Origin of the sequence: Amycolatopsis thermophila, from assembly GCF_030814215.1 — a bacterium.
Lineage (GTDB): Bacteria > Actinomycetota > Actinomycetes > Mycobacteriales > Pseudonocardiaceae > Amycolatopsis_E > Amycolatopsis_E thermophila.
Genome location: NZ_JAUSUT010000001.1, coordinates 5,356,303 through 5,376,075 on the forward strand (window position 1 = coordinate 5,356,303; position 19,773 = coordinate 5,376,075).

A 19,773-nucleotide genomic window follows, 5' to 3' on the forward strand; every position below is an offset into this window, starting at 1 on the left:
ATTGGGGCTTGACACCGTGCGGTGCGTGTTCAATGCTAGCAGACAACTTCGCGGCGTCGCCGCGGTTCGCGCTACCTCTGTCACTGCCGACGAAGGAGCCTTCCGACCATGTCTCTGCCTGCCGGCCTGCACTCCCGCCGGGCCCTGCTGAAGTCCGCGATGAGCATCGGGGTGGCGGCCACGATGGCGCCCCTGCTCGCGGCCTGCAACAACGCCGGGGTGCAGGCGTCCGCCCCGCTGCCGACCCCGACCATCACGAACGCCAACGACCCACGGAACAAGCGGTTCCGGATGATCGACAGCTTCTACACGCTGGACAACGACTACTTCCAGGGCTGGGCGAAGGGATCGGCCGCCGCGGCGTCGATGTTCCTGCTGAGCCGCGACCAGGAGGTCGACAACTCCAACGTGGACACCCTCAAGAGCGTGTTCGAAAGCGCGCCGACGAAGGGGATCCAGGGCATCAGCACGCTCCCCAACACGGCCGCGGCCACCCCGGACATCATCGGCGGCGCCGAGCGAGCCGGGATCTACGTCTCCAGCAACTGGTCCAACGCGCCGTGGAGCACGCCCCTGGACATCGGCGACCACTACTTCTCCTACCAGGCGGCCAACGACGTCGCCGGTGCCCGCGAGGTCTGCAAGGTGCTGTTCCAGGCGATGGGCGGAACCGGGAAGTTCATCCACATCGAGGGGAACAAGGGCAACAGCGCGTCCGACAACCGCACCGCCGGCGTCGACCAGGCGCTCGCGGCGTTCCCCGGCATCAAGATGGTGGCGCGCCAGTCCGGCGGGTTCAGCCGGGGCGCCACCCAGCCGGTGATCGAGAACCTGCTCACCGCCAACCCCGATGTCACCGGGATCATGTGCCAGAACGACGATTCGGCCATCGCGGCGATCAACGCCGTGGAGGCGCGCGGCATGTCCGGAGTGAAGATCGTGGGCATCGACGCGATCGGCGAGTTCCTCGACGCGATGAAGCGCGGCTCCGCGCTCGCCACCTGGGCGCACCACGGCGCCTGGATCGGTGCGTACTCGACGGTCCGCGTGTTCGACGCGCTCGCCGGGTACCGGCCCACGCTGCCGGAGCGGATGGTCTACTTCGGAGGCTTCATCATCGACACGGCCGACGCCGCGCAGGAGTACCAGGACCTCATGTACTCCTCGAAGCCGTTGCCGTTCGACTACGAGCTCATGTCCCGGGCGCTGCACCCCGACGACTGGGACCCGCAGAACAGCCTGGTGCCGATCGACCCGGCGCAGTACTGGCCGCGCGACCCCAAGCCCGCCGGCTACGAGCTGCCCGCGCCCTACCGGCAGCCGCAGTTCGCCGCGGACCTGCGCACCGCCACCGACCGGTTCCGCGCGGCGTTCCGCAAGGACCCGTTCGCGTCGGTGCGCCGGAAGTGCCGCAACGGCGGCCAGGACGTCCTCGCCTGACCCCCGCACCCGGACGAAGGAAACCCATGTCCCCATCCGAAACCACGCCCCTGCTGGCGGTCGACGGCATCACCCGGACGTTCGGGCCGGTGCGCGCCCTGCGCGGGGTTTCGCTGGCCGTGCGCCGTGGCGAGATCGTCGGGCTGATCGGCGAGAACGGCGCCGGGAAGTCGACCCTGCTCAACATCGTCAGCGGCACCGACAGCCAGGACGACGGCACCGTGCTGGTGCGGGGCCGGGAAGTGTCCTTTCGCGACTACCGGCAGGCCACCCGGCACGGCGTGTTCCGGATCTTCCAGGAGCTCGCCCTGGTGCCGAACCTGACGGTGTGGGAGAACTTCTACCTCTCCCACGAACAGGAGTTCAGCCTCGGTGGCGTGATCCGCCGGGGCAGTGCGATCCGGCGGGCCCGCGCCCTGCTCGACCGCTTCGACCACGGCTGGATCGACCCGGCCCGTCCGGTCGGGGACTACCCGTTCGCCGTGCAGCAGGTCATCGAGATCCTCAAGGCGTTCGCGCTCGCCGAGCTGCTCGGCCATGAGGAGCCGATCATCCTGCTTGACGAGCCGACGGCCGCGCTGGCCTCCGACGAGATCGAGTTCCTGCACCGGCTGCTGGTGGAGATCAAGCGTGACAGCGCGGTCGTGCTGGTGTCGCACCGGCTCTCGGAGCTGCTGGAGTGGAGCGACCGGGTGGTCGTGTTCAAGGACGGTGCGACGGTCGCCGACGTCCCCGCCGCCGACCTGTCCGAAAGCGAGCTGCACTACCTGATGGTGGGTCGCGAACGCGACCAGCACTTCTACCGCGAGCACCGCCAGGGCGGCCCACGGGAGGAGGTCGTGCTCGAGCTCAGCGGGTTCGGCGACGGACAGCACTTCCACGACATCGACCTCACCGTGCGGGCGGGCGAGATCGTCGGCATCGCCGGCGTGCTCGGTTCCGGCAAGAGCGAACTGGGCCGGGCCGTGTTCGGCGCGGTACCGGCCCGCACCGGGCGGATGACCTACCGCGGCCGCGAGATGACCCGCGCCTCCGCCAGGGAGATGACCAAGGCCCGCGCGGGGTACCTGCCTCCCGAACGCAAGGACGACGGCCTGCTCGACACGTTCACCGTCGCGCAGAACATCTCCTTCGCCCGGGTGGCCGCCCAGCGCGGACCGCTGCTGAACCTGCGCCACGAGCAGCAGCAGGCCCGGCACTACATCGACACGCTGCGGGTGAAGACGCCCTCGCCGCGCGCGTCGATCCTCCACCTCAGCGGCGGCAACCAGCAGAAGGCGCTGCTGGCGCGCTGGCTCGCCCGCGGTGTCGACCTGCTCATCCTCGACAACCCCACCCGCGGCGTCGACGCCGGCGCCAAGGAGGAGATCTACGACATCATCCGCGACCTCACCGCAGACGGCGTCGCGGTCCTGCTGATCAGCGACGACCTGCTCGAGGTGATCGGGCTGTCCCACCGGGTCGCGGTGATGAAGGACGGCGTTCTCACCCACCAGGTGCCGGCGCCCCCGGAGGACAAACCCCACGAAGCCGACCTCGTCGCGGCGATGGTCTGACCCGAGAGAGAATCCCGATGACCGGTTCCCTGACCTCACCACCCGTGCCGCCGCCGGTGCGCGGCGAGCCGCCGCAACCCGGCTTCGCGCGCCGGCACTGGACCTCGATCGCGCCCGTGGTGGCGCTCGTCGCGCTGATCGTCGCGTTCTCCCTGATGGACAGCAGGTTCTTCCAGTACGAGAACGCCCTCAACATCCTGCGGCAGTCCTCGGTGCTGCTGGTGCTCGCGATGGCCTCCACCGTGGTGATCATGATGGGCAGCATCGATCTGTCCGTCGGGTCGATGTTGTCGTTCACCGCGTTCACCGGGGCGCTGATGGTGCAGAACACCGGCACCACCTCCCTGCTCCTGCTGCTCCCGGTGATCGGCATGGCGTGCGGCCTGCTCAACGGCGTGCTGGTCGCCTACGGCCGGCTGCCGTCGTTCCTCGTCACGCTGGGCACGATGTACGCCTTCGACGGGCTCGCCAAGTACATCGCCGGTGGCCGGCCGGTGTCGCTGCGCCCCGGCGGGGTCGGTGACCTGTTCAACACCACCGTGGGCGGTTTCCCGGTCGTCGTCCTGTGGGCGCTGCTGGTGCTGGTCGTCGCGGTGCTCGCGGCCCGCTACACCCGGCTCGGCCGGTACATGTACGCCATGGGCGGCAACGAGAAGGCCGCACGCCTGTCCGGGGTGCCGGCGGCGCGCTACAAGGTGTACGCGTTCCTCATCGCCGGTCTGCTGGCCGGGATCGCGGGTCTGCTGCAGCTCGCGCGGGCCCGCAGCGCGAGCCCGGACATGGGCGAGCCGTTCCTGCTGCCGGCCATCGCGGCCGTGGTCATGGGCGGTACACCGCTTTCCGGCGGCGTCGGCGGTCCCTTCCGGACGGTCACCGGTGTCCTGATCATCGCGATCCTCGGCAACGGCATGGTCATCGCCGCCGTGGATCCGTTCCTGCAGAACGTCATCCAGGGTCTGGTGGTCATCGCGGCGGTCGCGCTGACCATCGACCGCCGCAAGATGTCCTTGGTGAAGTAGGGAGAGCTCCGATGCGCGCCGCCGTTTTCCACGACCGACACGACATCCGCGTCGAGGACGTGCCGGAACCGGGCCCGCTCGGCCCCCGTGACGTCCGGCTCCGGCCGTCGCTGTGCGGGATCTGCGGGACCGACCTGCACGAGTACGCCGCCGGGCCGATCGTGATCCCCACCGAGCCGCACCCCCTCACCGGGGTTTCCGGTGCCCAGATCCTCGGGCACGAGTTCTCCGCCACCGTGCTGGAGACCGGAGCCGAGGTGTCGGGCGTCGCGCCCGGCGACCGGGTGTCGGTCATGCCGCTGCTGTACTGCGGCACCTGCTACTTCTGCCGCCGCGGCCTCAACCACCTGTGCCCGAAGATGGCGTGCACCGGGCTGAGCTGGCACGGCGGCGGCATCGCCGAGCAGGTGGTGGTGCCCGACTACCAGGTGCACCGGCTGCCGGACACGGTCACCGACGAGCAGGGCGCCCTGATCGAACCGACGGCGGTGGCCGCCTACGGCATCGACCGGACCGGGATGGTCCCCGGTGACACCGTGCTGATCACCGGTGCGGGACCGATCGGGGCGTTGTCCGCGCTCTACGCCCACGCTTCGGGGGCCGCGCAGGTCATCGTGTCCGAGCCGCACGAGGGGAGGCGCAAGCTGGCCGACGCGCTGGGCGTCGCCACCGTGCTGGACCCGGGGAGCACGGACATCGCCGAGGCGGTGCGCGACCTGACCGGCGGCGTGGGCGCCGACGTCGCCGCCGAGTGCTCCGGTTCCCAGGCGGGCCTGACCTCGGCACTGGCCGCGGTGCGCGCGCACGGCGCGGTCACGCAGGTCGGTCTGCACGTCCGGCCGGCCACGATCGACCCGATGGACCTGTCCAACCGGGACCTCAGCCTGATCGGCACCTGGTGCTACCCCGTCTACGACTGGCCGCGGATCACCGCGCTCGTCGGCAGCGGCCGCCTGCCGGTCGAGAAGGTCCTCAGCGACGTCATCGACGCCGGCGACGTGGTGGCCCGCGGGTTCGAGCGCCTGCTCTCCCCGGACACCGACGCGCAGAAGATCCTGGTCCGGGTCGAGGGGTAGGGTTCGCGACCCCGGGCCCCACGCGACCACGGAAGGCGACTCCGGCGCCGTCCGGCGGTCTGACCGTCCACGGTGGAGCTCCGCGCGGCGCTCCGGTCCCGCGGACTTCTTGCGCATCCTTGACGGGCGTTACGAATGCGCTATTCTCGGACGTGATCCGATCCGGGAAGGAGTCCGGGTGACCGCGTTCCGGTTGAGTGCGGAGCAGCAGGAGTACGTGCGGTGGGTGCGCGAGGTGGCCGGCGGCAAGCTCGCGGGCGGTCAGGCCGGCCGGGTGGACCGCGGCCTGGTCCGGACGCTGGGCGACCTCGGCCTGCTCCGGGGTCTGTTCGGCGGTGGCCCGGACGCGCCGCCCGCGGACGCCGCGGCCATGCAGCTGTGCCTGCTCCGCGAGACGATCGCCCAGATCAGCGCCGAGGCGGAGACCGCCCTCGCGCTGCAGGGGCTGGGCAGCTACCCGATCCTGCAGTCCGGGTCGCCCGAGCTGGTCGAGCGATGGATCCCCCGGGTGATCTCCGGCGAGGCCGTCGCCGCGTTCGCCCTGACCGAAGCGGGCGCCGGGTCCGACGCCGCCGCGCTGAGCCTGCGGGCCGAGCGTGACGGTGACGGGTGGCTGCTGACCGGGGAGAAACTGTGGATCTCCAACGCGCCGGACGCCGACATCTACACGGTGTTCGCCCGGACCACACCGGATGCCGGGGCGCGCGGGGTGACCGCGTTCGCGGTGCCGGGGGACAGCCCCGGGCTGTCCGGTGAACCGCTGGAGATGCTGTCGCCGCACCCCATCGGCCGCCTCGTGTTCGACGGCGTGCGGGTCGGCGCCGGTGCGGTGCTCGGCGAGGTCGACCGGGGGTTCGCGGTCGCCATGCGCACGCTCGACCTGTTCCGGCCGAGCGTCGGCGCGTTCGCCGTCGGCATGGCGCAGGCGGCGCTGGACGCCACGATCGCCCACGTGCGTGAGCGTCACGTCTACGGCGCGCCGCTGGCGGGTCAGCAGGCGGTGGCGCACCGGATCGCCGACCTGGCCACCGAGCTGGAGGCGGCCCGCCTGCTCGTCTACTCGGCGGCCGCGGCCTACGACGAGGGCGTCGAACCGGACCGGCAGCCCCGCCGCTCGGCGATGGCGAAGCTGTACGCCACCGAGGCCGCGCAGCGGATCGTCGACGGGTGCGTGCAGCTGCACGGCGCCGCGGCCCTGCAGCGTGGCCACCCGCTCGAGCACCTCTACCGCGACGTGCGGGCGCTGCGCATCTACGAAGGGGCGTCCGAGGTGCAGCGTTCCCTCATCGCCCGCAACCTGATCGGCAGGGAGTACACCCGATGACCTACCGCTTCCACGCCTCGCCGCGGCTGACCGAGGACTGGCGGCACTTCCGGTTCGCGAAGGCCGACGGTGTCGCGACCATGACCCTGGACCGCCCGGAAAAGCTCAACCCGCTGACCTTCGAAAGCTATGCCGACCTGCGGGATCTGCTGGGCGAGCTGCCGCACCACCAGGACGTGCGCGCGCTGGTGATCCGCGGCGAGGGCAAGGGGTTCTGCGGCGGCGGTGACGTCGAGGAGATCATCGGCGAGCTCATCAAGATGGAGCCGCGCGACCTGATGCGGTTCACGAAGATGACCGGCGCGGTGATCCGGGCGATGCGGGAGTGCCCGATCCCGATCATCACCGCGATCCACGGCATCGCGGCGGGCGCCGGTGCCGTCGTCGCGCTGGCCTCCGACTTCCGCGTGGTCAGCCACTCGGGCCGGTTCGCGTTCCTGTTCACCAAGGTCGGGTTGTCCGGCGGCGACATGGGCGCGGCCTACCTGCTGCCGCGCGTGGTCGGTCTCGGGCGGGCGACGGAGCTGCTGATGCTGGGCGACACCATCGACGCCGCCACCGCCGAGCGGTACGGCCTGGTGTCCCGGCTGGTCGCCGACGACGAACTGGACGCCACGGTGGCCGGGCTGGCGCGACGGCTCGCCGACGGCCCGACCCTCGCCCTCGCGCAGACGAAGTCGCTGCTCACCGCCGAGCTGGACATGTCGATGCCGGCGTCGATGGAGCTGGACGCGATGACCCAGGCGCTGCTCATGACCACCCGCGACCACGCGGAGTTCCACTCGGCGTTCACCGAGCGCCGCGCCCCGCGCTGGGAGGGCCGTTGACCGGGCGGGTCGCGCTGGTTACCGGGGCCGGGCGCGGGATCGGCCGGGCGATCGCCCAGCGGCTCAGCGGTGCCGGCTGCCGGGTCGCGCTGGTGGCCCGGGACCGCGACCAGCTCGAGGAGACCGCGGAGCGCTGCGCCGGGCCGACCACGGTGATCCCGGCCGACGTCACCGACCCGGACGCGGCCGAGCGCGTCCACGCCGGGATCGAACGGTCCTGGGGGCCGGTGGAGATCCTCGTCGCCAACGCCGGCGCCGGCCATTCGGCGAAGCTGGAGCGCACGACCGACGCCGACTGGCAGCGCATGCTGGACCTGAACCTGACCGCGCCGTTCCGGTTCGTGCGGCGTGCGGTGCCGGCGATGCGGGAGGCGGGGTGGGGGCGGATCGTCGTGATCGCCTCCACCGCGGCGCGCATCGGTGAGCCCTACATCGCGGCGTACACGGCGAGCAAGCACGGCGTGCTGGGGCTGGTCCGCTCCGCGGCGGCGGAACTCGCGCGCACCGGGGTCACGGTCAACGCGGTCTGCCCCGGCTACGTGGACACCCCGATGACCGGGCAGACCGTCGAGAACATCGTCGCCACCTCCGGGCGCAGCCCCGGCGACGCGCGGGCGGCGCTGGAGCGCAAGCAGCCCATCGGGCGGCTCATCACGCCGGACGAGGTGGCCGACGCGGTGTGGTTCTGCGTCGGCAGCGGCGCGGTGACCGGGCAGGCGATCAACGTGGACGGAGGCGCGGTGCAATGAGCGTGGAGCGGGTCAACCCGCCGGAACTGGCGGAGCCGCGCGGGTTCTCACACGCGGTGGTCGGCACCGGGACGACGATCTTCCTGGCCGGGCAGACCGCGCTCGACCCGGGCGGGCGGATCGTCGGGGCCGGGGTGGTCGAGCAGTTCGAACAGGCGCTGGCCAACCTGCTCACCGCGCTGCGTGCGGCCGGGGGCGAGCCGGGGCAGCTGGCGAGCCTGACGGTGTACGTGACCGATGTGGCGGACTACCGGGCCCACGCGCGCGAGATCGGCAAGGTGTGGCAGCGCCTGGCCGGGCGCGACTACCCGGCGATGGCCGCGGTCGGTGTGACCCGCCTCTGGGACGCCGAGGCGCTGGTGGAGGTGCAGGGCTTCGCGGTGATCTGAGCACCCGGGATGTGCGCTGCGGCGGGTGCTCGCCACGGTCGGCACGGCGGGCGAGATCGACTGGGCTGTCCCGGTCGATGACCCAGGTGTACTTGGCCATCAGGTTGGTGGCTGCCGAGTGCGTTGTGGTGGCGTTGACTGTTGTAGTGCTCGAGCCGGGGTGCAACGCCCCCGTCGGGCATCCGGCCGATCTTTTTCACGTCCCTGTGCACCAACTCGCCCGGTGCGTCACCCTCATACCACCCCGGTGGTCTTGCTGGCCCGGATCACTTGCCCGTGCCGCTGGCACGCCCAGCTGCGCCCCCAGCCGGTGCGGGCCACAGCGTGCCCGCTCCCGCAGGTCGACGATCCGCCGCTCGGTCTCGATGCTGGTGCGCCGCGGCGAGGAATGCGGGCGCGAAGACCGGTCGTGCAGGCCGGCCCAGCTCAGCAAGTACACCTAGGCGGCGCCGGACTCGGCGCGCAGCGACTCGACGTAGTCGTGCGCCGGCCCGGCGAGACGGCGCCGCAGCTCGAAGAACGTGTCCGCGGCGCGGATGCCGATCCAGTCGCGGGGGAGCACCTCGAGCGGCAGGCCCGGTTCCAGGTACGGCAGGCGGCGCCAGTCGGTGAGGGCGCTGACGTAGTCGGCGAACGCGCGGGCGCCGTCGAGCCGTCGCCGCCGCCGGTAGCCGGCCAGTACCGGGCCGTGCCGGTCGAGGAACGAGTCGTAGAGCTCGTGCAGGCGGTCCAGGTCCCACCACGCCCGCACCCGCTCGGCGGTCGCGCCGAAGCCCGCGTGGTCGGCGCGGAACAGGTCGACGTAGGACTGGAGGCCCTGCCGGGCGAGCACCTCGCGGGTCTCGTCGAGCAGGTGCGCGGGAGCGATCCACACCCCCGCCGACACCGTCCCGAACCCGAGCCAGGCCAGCCGGGACCGGAGCTGGTGGCGTTTGTCGCGTTCGGACTCCGGCACGCTGAACACCACCATCAGCCAGCCCTCGTCCGCACTCGCGCGGCGGCGCTCGAAGATGCGGCGGTCACCCTCGTCCAGGATCTCCCGCGCGGTGTCCGACAGCTCGTACCCGGCGACCCCGCCGACCTTCGCCGCGGTCAGCAGCCCGCGGCGCTTGAGCCGGAAGATCGACGAGCGGACCGAGGGCTCGTCGACGCCGCACTGCGCCAGCATCCGGACCAGCGAGGCGACGCTCATCCAGCCGCCGGCCTCCCGGGCGTAGAGGCCGTAGACGGTGACGATCAGCGCGCGCGGTTTCGGTGCGCGCCCGTTCTCCTCGGGATCGCTGGGCACGCGGGCCAGCTTAACGGGGCGCGGCGCCCGCATCCCGTCCACCCGCCGTTCTGACGATTGCTTGACTGTCGTCACAAAAAGAGAATACTTGCCCTATGACCACCCTGGACTCAGGGCTCAGTCCCTCCGCGCATGCCGACACCTTCTGCCGGGACAACCTCCCGCCGGCTCGGTCGTGGCCGGAGTTCCTGTGGGAACTGCCCGAACTGCACTACCCGCAACGGCTCAACTGCGGCGCCGAACTCCTCGACGCGGTGATCGACCGGTTCGGAGCGGACCGCCGGTGCCTGCTCACGCCCGACGGCCGGACGTGGACCTACGGCGAGCTCCGCGACCGCGTCGACCGCATCGCGCGGGTGCTGACCGGTCAGCTCGGGGTGGTTCCCGGCCACCGCGTCCTGTTGCGCGGCCCCAACACGCCGTGGCTCGCGGCCTGCTGGCTCGCGGTGATGAAGGCCGGCGCGGTCGCGGTCTCCACGATGCCCCTGCTGCGCGCGTCGGAGCTCACCACGATCGCCGCGATCAGCGCGGTCAACGTCGCGCTGTGCGACGCGCGGTTCATCGACGACCTGCGGGCCGCCGACCTGGGCGGCGCCGCGGTCGTCACCTACGGCTCGGCCGGTCCCGACGACCTCCTCGCCCGGATCGAGCAGGTTCCCGGGGACTTCGCGGCGGTCGACACCGCGGCCGACGACGTCGCGCTGCTGGCGTTCACCTCGGGCACCACGGGGCGGCCGAAGGCGACCATGCACTTCCACCGCGACGTCCTGGCGATCGCGGACACCTTCTCCCGGCACGTCCTCAAGCCGCGCCAGGACGACCTGTTCACCGGGACCCCGCCGCTGGCCTTCACGTTCGGGCTCGGCGGGCTGCTGGTGTTCCCGCTGCGGGCCGGCGCCGCCACCCTGCTCATCGAGAAGGCGACACCGGACGAACTCGCCGACGCGATCGAGGCGCACGAGGTGTCGATCTGCTTCACCGCCCCGACCGCCTACCGCTCGATGCTGCGGTCGGACCGCGTGCGGGCGTTGCGGCGGCTGCGGCGGGCGGTGTCGGCGGGGGAGCACCTGCCGGAGGCGACCTGGCGGGCCGTCCGCGACGCGACCGGCCTGGCGCTGATCGACGGCATCGGCTCGACCGAGATGCTGCACATCTTCGTCTCGGCAGCCGACGACGACATCCGGCCGGGCGCGACCGGCCGGGCCGTGCCCGGATACCGGGCCGCCATCCTCGACGACCACGGCGACCCGGTGCCACCGGGCACGCCCGGGCGTCTGGCGGTCAAGGGCCCGACGGGCTGCCGCTACCTCGCCGACGACCGGCAGGCGGTGTACGTGCACGACGGATGGAACATCACCGGCGACACCTTCGTCGAGGACGAGGACGGCTACTTCCACTACCTCGCGCGCAACGACGACATGATCGTCTCCTCCGGCTACAACATCGCCGGCCCCGAGGTGGAGGAAGCGCTGCTGGCGCACGAGGCCGTGCTCGAATGCGGCGTGGTCGGCGTGCCGGATCCCGAACGCGGGCAGATCGTGAAGGCGTTCGTCGTCCTCCAGCCGGGCGTCGCGGGGGACGCGGAGCTGACCGCCCGGCTCCAGCGGTTCGTCAAGCAGCGGATCGCGCCCTACAAGTACCCGCGCGCGGTCGAGTTCGTGGACAGCCTGCCGCGCAGTGCCACCGGGAAGCTCCAGCGGTTCAAGCTGCGGGCGCAGGAGGTGTGAGCGTGCGCATCGCGGTGATCGGCGGCGGTCCGGGCGGGCTGTACTTCGCCGCACTGGCCAAGCAGCTCAGCCCCGGGGACGAGATCGACGTGTGGGAGCGCAACGCCGCCGACGACACGTTCGGCTTCGGGGTGGTGTTCTCCGACGAGACGCTCGGCGGGATCGAGCACGCCGACGAGGTGATCTACCGGCGGATGGAGCGGGAGTTCGCCCGCTGGGACGACATCGACGTGCACTTCCGCGGCCAGGTGCTCACCAGCGGCGGGCACGGGTTCGCGGCGATGAGCCGGAAACGGCTGCTGCAGATCCTCCAGGAGCGGTGCGCCGCGCTGGGCGTCCGGCTGCGCTTCGGCACGACGGCGCCGGACGTCGGCCGGCTCGCGGCGGACTACGACCTCGTCGTCGCCGCGGACGGGGTGAACTCGGCGGTGCGTGCCCGGTTCGCCGACGTGTTCCGCCCGTCGCTCGACGTCCGGCGCTGCGCGTACATGTGGCTGGGCACGGACAAGGTGTTCGACGCGTTCAAGTTCTACATCCTGGAAACGCCCTACGGCGTGATGCAGATCCACGGCTACCCGTTCGACGCGCACGGCAGCACCTTCATCGTCGAGATGGCGGACGAGGTGTGGCAGCGCGCCGGGTTCAAGGCGTTCGCCGAGCGCGAGTTCGCGCCGGGCGAGTCCGACGAGAAGTCGATCGCGCTGGTGCGCGAACTGGTCGCCGACGTCCTCGACGGCGCCGAGCTGTTCGCGAACAACTCCAAGTGGATCCACTTCGCGACCGTGCGCAACGAGCGGTGGTGCCACGGCAACACCATCCTGCTCGGCGACGCCGCGCACACCGCGCACTTCTCCATCGGGTCCGGCACCAAGCTCGCCATGGAGGATGCGCTCGCGCTCGTGGCGTCCCTGCACGAGCAACCGGACGTGCCGCGCGCGCTGGCGGCCTACGAGGCCGAGCGGCGGCCGGTGGTCGAGTCGACCCAGCGCGCCGCGCAGGCCAGCCTCGAATGGTTCGAAAACCTCGGGCAGTACGTGCGCCAGGACCCGGTGCAGTTCGCCTTCAACATCATGACCCGCAGCCGGCGGGTCACCTACGACAACCTGCGGGTGCGGGATCCGGAGTTCGTCGAACGCGTCGACGAGTGGTTCGCCGGCCACGCGCGGCGGGGCGGCCACGGCGACGGCGGGGTGCGCCCGCCGATGTTCCAGCCGTTCCGGTTGCGCGGGCTGGAACTGAAGAACCGCGTCGTGGTGTCGCCGATGGACATGTACCGGGCGTGCGACGGGATGCCGAACGACTTCCACCTGGTGCACCTGGGCGGCAAGGCGCTCGGCGGGGCCGGACTGGTGATGACCGAGATGGTGTGCGTGTCGGACACCGGCCGGATCACGCCGGGCTGCACCGGGATCTACACCGGCGAGCAGGCGCGTGCGTGGCGGCGGATCACCGATTTCGTGCACACCGAGACCTCGGCGAAGATCGGGCTCCAGGTCGGCCATTCCGGCCGGAAGGGCTCGACGCGGCTGATGTGGGAGGGGATCGACCAGCCGTTGCCGGAGGGCAACTGGCCGGTGGTCGCGCCGTCGCCGCTGCCCTACCGCGCGGGCGTGAACCAGGTGCCGCGCGAACTGACCACCGACGATCTGCGGGTGATCCGGCAGCAGTTCGCGGACGCGGCGCGGCGCGGGCTGGACGCCGGGTTCGACCTGCTCGAACTGCATTGTGCGCACGGATATCTGCTGTCGTCGTTCATCTCGCCGCTGACGAACCACCGCACCGACGGCTACGGCGGCTCGCTGGAGGCGCGGTTGCGGTTCCCGCTCGAGGTGTTCACCGCGATGCGGGAGGTCTGGCCCGCCGACCGGCCGATGAGCGTGCGGATCTCGGCGACCGACTGGTGCGACGGCGGTGTCACGGGGGAGGACTCCGTGGCGATCGCGCGCGCGTTCGCCGAGGCGGGCGCGGACGTGGTCGACGTGTCCACCGGGCAGGTGCACCCGGACGAGAAACCGGCGTTCGGCCGGTCGTACCAGACGCCGTTCGCCGACCGGATCCGCAACGAGACGGGCATCGCGACGATGGCGGTCGGCGCGATCTCCTCCTACGACGACGTCAACTCGATCCTGCTGGCGGGACGGGCGGACCTGTGTCTGCTGGGCCGGGCGCACCTGTACGACCCGAACTGGACCCTGCACGCCGCCGCGGAGCAGGACTACAGCGGTCCCGGAGCCGAATGGCCACTGCCGTGGCGCGCCGGCGCGCGCCGCCCGCAGACCGGCCGCACCGAAGGCCCGAAGCCGCGCCTGGAGCTGATCCGCCAGGGTGAGCCGGGGACGGCGCACCAGCGCTGGCGGCCCCGGGGGTGAGGTTCCGCGGGGCGGCCCGCCGGCGCAGGTAGCCTGCGGCGACGGACCCCCCACGACCGACGGGACGGCGGCGCATGGAACTGCGGCACCTGGCGGCTTTCGTCGCCGTCGCGGAGGAGTTGCACTTCGGGCGGGCCGCCACGCGGCTGCACATGGCGCAGTCGCCGTTGAGCCGCCAGATCCGCCTCCTCGAACGCGACCTCGGGCTCGAGCTGTTCGACCGCACCACCCGCACCGTCACCCTGACGCCGGAGGGGCAGGCGTTCCTCGAACCGGCCCGGCGGACACTCGCCGAGGCCGATCGTGCCCGGCGGGCGGCCGCCGCGGCCCGGCACGGTGCCCTCGGCCGCGTGACCGTCGGGTTCGCGGGGGCGACCGGCAACGCGCTCGTGCCCGTCCTGACCCGGGCAGTCACCTCGTCCTTGCCGGGGGTCGAACTCGTCCTGCGCGGGCAGACCTACTCCGGCACCGCGCTGGACAAGGTGACCGACGGGACCCTGGACCTCAGTTTCGTCGCGCTGCCCGCGCCCAGCGACCTGGCCACCCGCGTCGTGCGCGACGAGCGGCTGCTCGTCGCGCTGCCCGACACCCATCCGCTGGCCGGGCTCGACGCGGTCCCCCTGGCCGATCTCGCCGCCGAACCGTTCGTGTCCTTCCCGTCGGGCGGCGGCTCCGCGGTCCGCGAGGCCGGGCTGCGGGCCTGCCGCGACGCGGGCATCGCGCCCCGCATCGTGCAGGAGGCCCCGGACGCCTACACCGTGCTGACCCTGGTGGGAGCCGAGGTCGGTGTGGCGATCATGGTCGAGTCCTCCCGGCGGATCCACACCGACCACACGGTGCTGCGGCCCATCCAGGGTGACGTCCCGGTGCTTCCCATCGCGCTGGCGTGGCGGCCGGACAACCCGTCCCGCGCCCTGCAGGCCGTTCTGGCCGTCGCGGAGAAGGCCCTGCCCACCCCGGACGATGCCGATAGGGTCTCAATAGCGGCAAGATCTGTCTTGGACAGGTCTTAGTCGCGCGTGTCAGAGTGCGGACGGTCCCGCCGTCCGGCTCCGGGCGGCCCCTGCGCGACAAGGGAGTCCGCGATGACGACAACCCCGCCCTCCGAGGAGGCACCCCCGCTCCGGGATCCCGCCCGCCGCCGCGAGGCGCGCAAGGCCGGGATCACCGCCTTCGTCGGCACGACCGTCGAATGGTTCGACTTCTACGTGTACGGCTCGGCCTCGGCCCTGGTGTTCGGCAAGATCTTCTTCCCCCACGTCTCGCCCGCCCTGGGCACCCTCGCCGCCTTCGGGACGTTCTGGGTCGGGTTCCTCGCGCGCCCGCTGGGCGGGCTGATCTTCGGCCACCTGGGCGACCGGCGGGGCCGCAAGAGCGCGCTGATCACGACGCTGGCGCTGATGGGCCTGGCGACCGCCGGGATCGGCGTGCTGCCGGGCTACGACTCGATCGGCCCGGCGGCCCCCGTGCTGCTCATCGTCCTGCGGATGATCCAGGGTGTCGCCGTCGGCGGCGAGTGGGGCGGCGCGGTGCTGATCGCGACCGAATACGCCCCGCCCGGACGCAAGGTCCTCTACGGCGCCTTCGCGCAGCAGGGGTCGCCGGTGGGCAACCTGCTGGCCACACTGGCGTTCCTGGCGATCGCGCAGCTGTCCGAGCCGGCGTTCACCGCGTGGGGCTGGCGGGTGCCGTTCCTGCTGTCGGTGGTGCTGGTCGTGGTCGGGCTGTTCATCCGCCTGCGGATGGACGAGACACCGGAGATGACGCGCCTGCTGGCACAGCGGCGGCCCAGCCGGCTCCCGATCAGGGACGTCCTGCGTGACCACAGTGGACTGGTCGCCCTCGGCGTGGGCGCGGGCGCCGCGGGCGTGGCCATCACCTACGTCAAGACGACGTTCGCGTTGTCCTGGGCCACCAGCGATCTCGGGTTCACCAAAGACGCGTTCCTCACCATCGTCACGATCTCGCTGGTGGTGCAGGTGGTGGTGCAGCCGTTCGGGGCGGTGCTGGCGAGCAGGCTGACCCTGACCAGGGCGGTGCTGTGGATGCTGCTGCCCGAACTCGTGCTGCTGCCGCTGATGTTCCTGCTCGTGCGGACCGGGTCGTTCCCGCTCGCGACGCTCGGCATGGCCGTCGCGACCTTCCCGCACGCCATGTTCTACGCGGCGCTGGCCGGGATCCTCTCCCAGGTCTTCCCGGTCGGCGTCCGCTACACCGCCACCTCGCTGGCCTACCAGTTGTGCACCACCGTGTTCGCCGGCACCGCACCGCTGGTGTCGCAGTTCCTGCTGACCAGCACCGGCTCGATCTGGCCGGTCGTCGCGCTCGGGCTGGCCTACGTCGCGATCTCCCTGGTCTGCGTGACGGCCCTGATCCGCCGCAGCTCCTGGTCGCGGTCCCCGGCCCCCGCCGCGGTCGCCCGTTCCCTGGAAGAGAAGAGGTAGGACATGAACTTCGCCGATCACGACCCCGCCCTGCGCCCGATGCTCGACCGGGTGCTGGCGCCGGCGGACCGCGCCCGGATCGAGCCGCTGCTCGCGGAGATGGGCCGGGTCGCGGCCACCGAGCTGGACGAGCTGGCCCGCACCGCCGACCGCAACCCACCGGTGCTGCGGCAGTACTCGCCGGCCGGCGACCGGATCGACGAGATCGACCACCACCCCGCCTACGACCGGATGGCCGACATCGCGTTCCGCCGCTTCGGGCTCGCCGCGATGTCGCACCGCCCCGGCGTCAACGGCTGGCCCGGCACCACGCCACACGTCGTCAAGTACGCGCTGTCCTACCTGTTCGTGCAGTCGGAGTTCGGCCTGGCGTGCCCGCTGTCCATGACCGATTCGGCGGCCCGGGTCCTGCGCCTGTTCAACCCCGGGCGCTTCGCGGAGGTGATCGACCGGCTCACCACGACCGACCCGGCGCGCGCGGCCACCGGCGCGATGTTCATGACCGAGATCGACGGCGGCACCGACCTCGCCCGCACCGCGACCGAGGCCACCGATCACGGTGACCACTGGACGCTGCGCGGGCGGAAGTGGTTCGCCTCCAACGTCTCCGCCGACTTCGTGCTGACGCTGGCGAAGGTGCCCGGTCAGGGCAGCGGGACCCGCGGTCTCGGCATGTTCCTGCTGCCGAGGCTGCGCCCGGACGGCACCCGCAACGCCATCCGCATCGACCGGCTCAAGGACAAGCTCGGCACCCGGTCGATGGCCAGTGGTGAGGTCACCCTCGACGGCGCGCTGGCCTGGCCGGTCGGCGACCTCACCCGCGGGGTGCCGCAGATGCTGGAGATGGTCAACGTCTCGCGCCTGTCGAACGCGATGCGCTCGGCCGCGCTGATGCGGCGTGCGGTGCGGGAGGCCGTCGAGCACACGCGCGCCCGCGTCGTCTTCGGCGCGGCGCTGTTCGACCAGCCCCTGATGCGCGCCACCCTGCTGCCGCTCCTGATCGACGCCGAAGCCGCGCTCGCCCTCGTGCTGGAGTCGGCGACGCAGCTCGACCGAGCCGACCGCGGCGACGCGGCGGCCCGGACGCTGGTGCGGGTGCTGACGCCGCTGGCGAAGTACGTCATCTGCAAGCGGGCCCGGCACGTGACCGCCGAGTCGATGGAGATCCGCGGCGGCAACGGCTACATCGAGGACTGGGTCAACGCACGGTTGCTGCGCGACGCCCACCTCGGGTCCATCTGGGAGGGCTCGTCGAACGTGATCGCACTCGACGTCCTGCGCTGCCTGCGCAAGGACAACGCGCACCACCACCTCGCCGGGGTCTACGGCGCCCGCGCCGGCGCCCTGCGCGACGGCGGCACCGCCGCGGCGGCCGAGGTGGTCGCCGAGCGCTGGCTCGGCCTGCGCGACGCGGGGGAACGGCTGCTGGCGGCACCCACCGGGGAGCAGGAAGCGGCCGCCGGCCGCTACGCCGAGGACCTGGCCCGGCTCGTGATGGCCACGCTGCTGCTCGAGCACGCCGGCACCGGTCATCGCGAGCTGCTCGTCGCGCACACCTACCTGCGGCTCCTCGACGACCCGCGCGCCACCCCCGCGGCCGCGCTGGCCCACCTGCCCGCACTCGCCGACGGCGGCCCGGTGCCCGCGGACGCCGCCGCGTCCGTCCTCGGTGGAGGTCTGACCCGTGTCTGACCCGTCCGCCCCGCGCAGCGCCCGCCCGCTGCACGGGATCAAGGTCGTCGACCTGTCCAAGATCCTCGCCGGCCCGTACGCGTCGATGACCTTCGCCGACCTCGGCGCCGAGGTGATCAAGGTCGAGCACCCCGACGGCGGCGACCCGACGCGGCAGTGGGGGCCGCCGTTCCAGGGGCCCGACGCCACCTACTACCTGGCCGCCAACCGCAACAAGCGGTCGGTGACCCTGGACCTGAAGTCCGCCGAGGGGCAGGCGGCCGCGCACCGGCTCATCGCCGGAGCCGACGTGGTCGTGGAGAACTTCCGCCCCGGCAGCAGCCTGCAGCGGGTCTTCGACCACGCCGCACTGACCGAGCGCTACCCGCGGCTGGTGGTGCTGCACATCTCCGCGTTCGGCGACCACGGCCCCCTGCGCGACGAACCCGGCTACGACATGGTCGCCCAGGCCATGTCCGGGCTGATGTCGCTGACCGGCGAACCGGACGGGCCACCGGTCAAGGCCGGGCTCGCCGCGGGCGACCTCGGCGCGGCGCTGTTCGGGGTGATCGGCGTGCTGTCGGCGCTCGTCGAACGCGACCGCACCGGCCTGGGCCAGAGCGTGTCGACCTCGCTCTACGAGACGCAGCTCGCCCTCCACATCAACTGGGCCACCGGCTACTTCGCCACCGGCGAGGTCCCGGCCCGGCTGGGGTCCGGGCACCCGAACCTGGTGCCCTACCAGGCCTATCCGGCCGCCGACGGGCATTTCGTCATCGCCGTCGGCAACAACGCGCTGTGGCAGCGGTTGTGCACGCTCATCGGGCGCCCCGAGCTGGCGGCCGACGAGCGGTTCGCCCGCAACCGCGACCGCGTCGCCCACCGCGCCGAGCTGAACGAGGAACTGGCACGGACGCTGCGCACGCGCCCGGTCGCCGAGTGGTGCGCGCTGCTCAAGGACGGCGGCGTGCCGGTCGCCCCGATCCAGACCCTCGACCAGGTCTACGACCACCCGCAGACGCGGGAGCTGGGCATCGTGCAGACCGTGACGCACCCGGTCGCGGGGCCGATCCGGCAGGTCGCCTTCCCGGTCAGCTACCAGGGCAGGCGGCCGCCGGTGCGCACCGCGCCGCCGCTGCTCGGCGAGCACACCTCCGCCGTGCTCGGCGAGCTCACGTCACCCACCACCGGTGAGGAGCACGGTGCCCCGGCCTGAGGGCCGTCCGCAGCCCGGCCGCCCGCGAGCACCGGGAGACGATCGGCGGCCGCATCAGGGCGGCGGGCGGGTCGAGGAACGCGCTCACCCGCATGAACTGCGCCGCCACCCGCGGGTCGCGCTCCGCGGTGCTCAGCACGCGCCCCAGGTAGCGGTTCAGCAGGCGTGCGGACAGCGCCGGATCAGCGGCAGGGCCACGTCGCTGCCCACCGAGGGTTTCCACGCCACGCCGATCGGTTTCGCGGTGATACGGAAGAACCGGCGGGCGAGGTCGCGGTCGCCGTGGCGGAGGCAGTCGCGCAGCGCGAGCGCTTCGAGGGCCGCCACCGACATGCCCTGGCCGTAGATCGGGTTGAAGCCGCGGATCGCGTCGCCGAACACGAGCAGCCCGGCCGGGAACCGGCGCAACCGGTCGTACCGGCGCCACCGGCTCGCCGGGGAAGGCGAACGTCGCCACCCCGACAGCGGACCGACCGCCCGCAGCGGCGCGATCATGTGCGGCCGGGCGCTCGCCGCGGACCCCGTGTTGTGCTGGCGACTGTCCGAACAGGACTTGGACGCGGGTACTGGAAGTGCTGGCGGGCTTCACGGACCTGAGCAGCGGGTGGCGCGCCGGGCGCTCCCGCGGAGCCCGAACTGGCCGGGCGGGCGGCCCGGCTGATGGGACTGCCGGGGCCG

At 72.3% G+C, this 19,773-nt stretch carries 16 protein-coding genes; 14 read left to right on the forward strand and 2 right to left on the reverse strand.

Annotated features, from left to right (window positions below):
• Window positions 1-108: 108 nt before the first annotated feature.
• The 8 genes from FB470_RS26295 (at window position 109) to FB470_RS26330 (ending at window position 8,380) form a co-directional block, all read left to right on the forward strand.
• Complete coding sequence (locus FB470_RS26295) at window positions 109-1,440, forward strand: sugar ABC transporter substrate-binding protein (protein ID WP_306995826.1); 1,332 nt, start codon at window positions 109-111, stop codon at window positions 1,438-1,440.
• A gap of 26 nt (window positions 1,441-1,466) precedes the next feature.
• Window positions 1,467-2,996 carry a sugar ABC transporter ATP-binding protein gene (locus tag FB470_RS26300; RefSeq protein WP_306995828.1) on the forward strand — a complete coding sequence of 510 codons (1,530 nt, stop codon included), beginning with the start codon at window positions 1,467-1,469 and terminating at the stop codon, window positions 2,994-2,996.
• 17 nt (window positions 2,997-3,013) lie between these two features.
• Window positions 3,014-4,015 carry an ABC transporter permease gene (locus tag FB470_RS26305; protein WP_306995830.1) on the forward strand — a complete coding sequence of 334 codons (1,002 nt, stop codon included), beginning with the start codon at window positions 3,014-3,016 and terminating at the stop codon, window positions 4,013-4,015.
• Window positions 4,016-4,026: 11 nt separating this feature from the next.
• The gene (locus FB470_RS26310) at window positions 4,027-5,091 is read left to right on the forward strand and encodes a 2,3-butanediol dehydrogenase (protein WP_306995832.1); all 1,065 of its coding nucleotides are present in this window, start codon (window positions 4,027-4,029) and stop codon (window positions 5,089-5,091) included.
• 178 nt (window positions 5,092-5,269) lie between these two features.
• On the forward strand, window positions 5,270-6,415 hold the full coding sequence (locus FB470_RS26315) for an acyl-CoA dehydrogenase family protein (protein WP_306995834.1): 1,146 nt from the start codon (window positions 5,270-5,272) through the stop codon (window positions 6,413-6,415).
• Entirely contained in the window at window positions 6,412-7,242 is an 831-nt protein-coding gene (locus tag FB470_RS26320) for an enoyl-CoA hydratase family protein (protein WP_306995835.1), read from the forward strand. The genes FB470_RS26315 and FB470_RS26320 overlap by 4 nt, the downstream gene beginning before the upstream one ends.
• Window positions 7,239-7,991 (forward strand): SDR family NAD(P)-dependent oxidoreductase, encoded by a 753-nt coding sequence (locus tag FB470_RS26325; RefSeq protein WP_306995837.1) that lies wholly within the window; start codon window positions 7,239-7,241, stop codon window positions 7,989-7,991. The genes FB470_RS26320 and FB470_RS26325 overlap by 4 nt, the downstream gene beginning before the upstream one ends.
• Window positions 7,988-8,380, forward strand: a complete 393-nt coding sequence (locus FB470_RS26330; protein WP_306995840.1) for a RidA family protein — start codon at window positions 7,988-7,990, stop codon at window positions 8,378-8,380. Before FB470_RS26325 ends, FB470_RS26330 begins: the two co-directional genes overlap by 4 nt.
• Before the next feature lie 439 nt (window positions 8,381-8,819).
• Here the strand turns inward: FB470_RS26330 and FB470_RS26340 are convergent, their stop codons facing one another.
• Complete coding sequence (locus FB470_RS26340; protein WP_306995842.1) at window positions 8,820-9,668, reverse strand: PaaX family transcriptional regulator; 849 nt, start codon at window positions 9,666-9,668, stop codon at window positions 8,820-8,822.
• 95 nt (window positions 9,669-9,763) lie between these two features.
• Here FB470_RS26340 and FB470_RS26345 point away from each other — a divergent pair, with 95 nt between their 5' ends.
• The 6 genes from FB470_RS26345 (at window position 9,764) to FB470_RS26370 (ending at window position 19,095) form a co-directional block, all read left to right on the forward strand.
• Window positions 9,764-11,395, forward strand: coding sequence for an AMP-binding protein (locus FB470_RS26345; RefSeq protein WP_306995844.1), 1,632 nt, complete (start codon window positions 9,764-9,766; stop codon window positions 11,393-11,395).
• A gap of 2 nt (window positions 11,396-11,397) precedes the next feature.
• Complete coding sequence (locus tag FB470_RS26350; RefSeq protein ID WP_306995847.1) at window positions 11,398-13,764, forward strand: bifunctional salicylyl-CoA 5-hydroxylase/oxidoreductase; 2,367 nt, start codon at window positions 11,398-11,400, stop codon at window positions 13,762-13,764.
• Between the two features lie 74 nt (window positions 13,765-13,838).
• Window positions 13,839-14,777: a LysR family transcriptional regulator gene (locus FB470_RS26355; RefSeq protein WP_306995849.1), complete on the forward strand. Its 939-nt coding sequence runs from the start codon at window positions 13,839-13,841 to the stop codon at window positions 14,775-14,777.
• 72 nt (window positions 14,778-14,849) lie between these two features.
• Window positions 14,850-16,208, forward strand: coding sequence for an MFS transporter (locus FB470_RS26360; protein ID WP_306995852.1), 1,359 nt, complete (start codon window positions 14,850-14,852; stop codon window positions 16,206-16,208).
• Between the two features lie 3 nt (window positions 16,209-16,211).
• Window positions 16,212-17,900: an acyl-CoA dehydrogenase family protein gene (locus FB470_RS26365; RefSeq protein ID WP_306995854.1), complete on the forward strand. Its 1,689-nt coding sequence runs from the start codon at window positions 16,212-16,214 to the stop codon at window positions 17,898-17,900.
• On the forward strand, window positions 17,893-19,095 hold the full coding sequence (locus tag FB470_RS26370) for a CaiB/BaiF CoA transferase family protein (protein WP_306995856.1): 1,203 nt from the start codon (window positions 17,893-17,895) through the stop codon (window positions 19,093-19,095). Before FB470_RS26365 ends, FB470_RS26370 begins: the two co-directional genes overlap by 8 nt.
• Before the next feature lie 156 nt (window positions 19,096-19,251).
• Here the strand turns inward: FB470_RS26370 and FB470_RS26375 are convergent, their stop codons facing one another.
• Complete coding sequence (locus tag FB470_RS26375) at window positions 19,252-19,590, reverse strand: hypothetical protein (RefSeq protein WP_306995858.1); 339 nt, start codon at window positions 19,588-19,590, stop codon at window positions 19,252-19,254.
• Between the last annotated feature and the right edge of the window lie 183 nt (window positions 19,591-19,773).

Coding starts and splice junctions, on each gene's coding strand:
- FB470_RS26365 (WP_306995854.1), top strand. CDS start 16,212: ATGAACTTCGCCGATCACGACCCCGCCCTGCGCCCGATGCTCGACCGG.
- FB470_RS26360 (WP_306995852.1), top strand. CDS start 14,850: ATGACGACAACCCCGCCCTCCGAGGAGGCACCCCCGCTCCGGGATCCC.
- FB470_RS26355 (WP_306995849.1), top strand. CDS start 13,839: ATGGAACTGCGGCACCTGGCGGCTTTCGTCGCCGTCGCGGAGGAGTTG.
- FB470_RS26300 (WP_306995828.1), top strand. CDS start 1,467: ATGTCCCCATCCGAAACCACGCCCCTGCTGGCGGTCGACGGCATCACC.
- FB470_RS26310 (WP_306995832.1), top strand. CDS start 4,027: ATGCGCGCCGCCGTTTTCCACGACCGACACGACATCCGCGTCGAGGAC.
- FB470_RS26345 (WP_306995844.1), top strand. CDS start 9,764: ATGACCACCCTGGACTCAGGGCTCAGTCCCTCCGCGCATGCCGACACC.
- FB470_RS26330 (WP_306995840.1), top strand. CDS start 7,988: ATGAGCGTGGAGCGGGTCAACCCGCCGGAACTGGCGGAGCCGCGCGGG.
- FB470_RS26320 (WP_306995835.1), top strand. CDS start 6,412: ATGACCTACCGCTTCCACGCCTCGCCGCGGCTGACCGAGGACTGGCGG.
- FB470_RS26305 (WP_306995830.1), top strand. CDS start 3,014: ATGACCGGTTCCCTGACCTCACCACCCGTGCCGCCGCCGGTGCGCGGC.
- FB470_RS26295 (WP_306995826.1), top strand. CDS start 109: ATGTCTCTGCCTGCCGGCCTGCACTCCCGCCGGGCCCTGCTGAAGTCC.
- FB470_RS26375 (WP_306995858.1), bottom strand. CDS start 19,590: ATGATCGCGCCGCTGCGGGCGGTCGGTCCGCTGTCGGGGTGGCGACGT.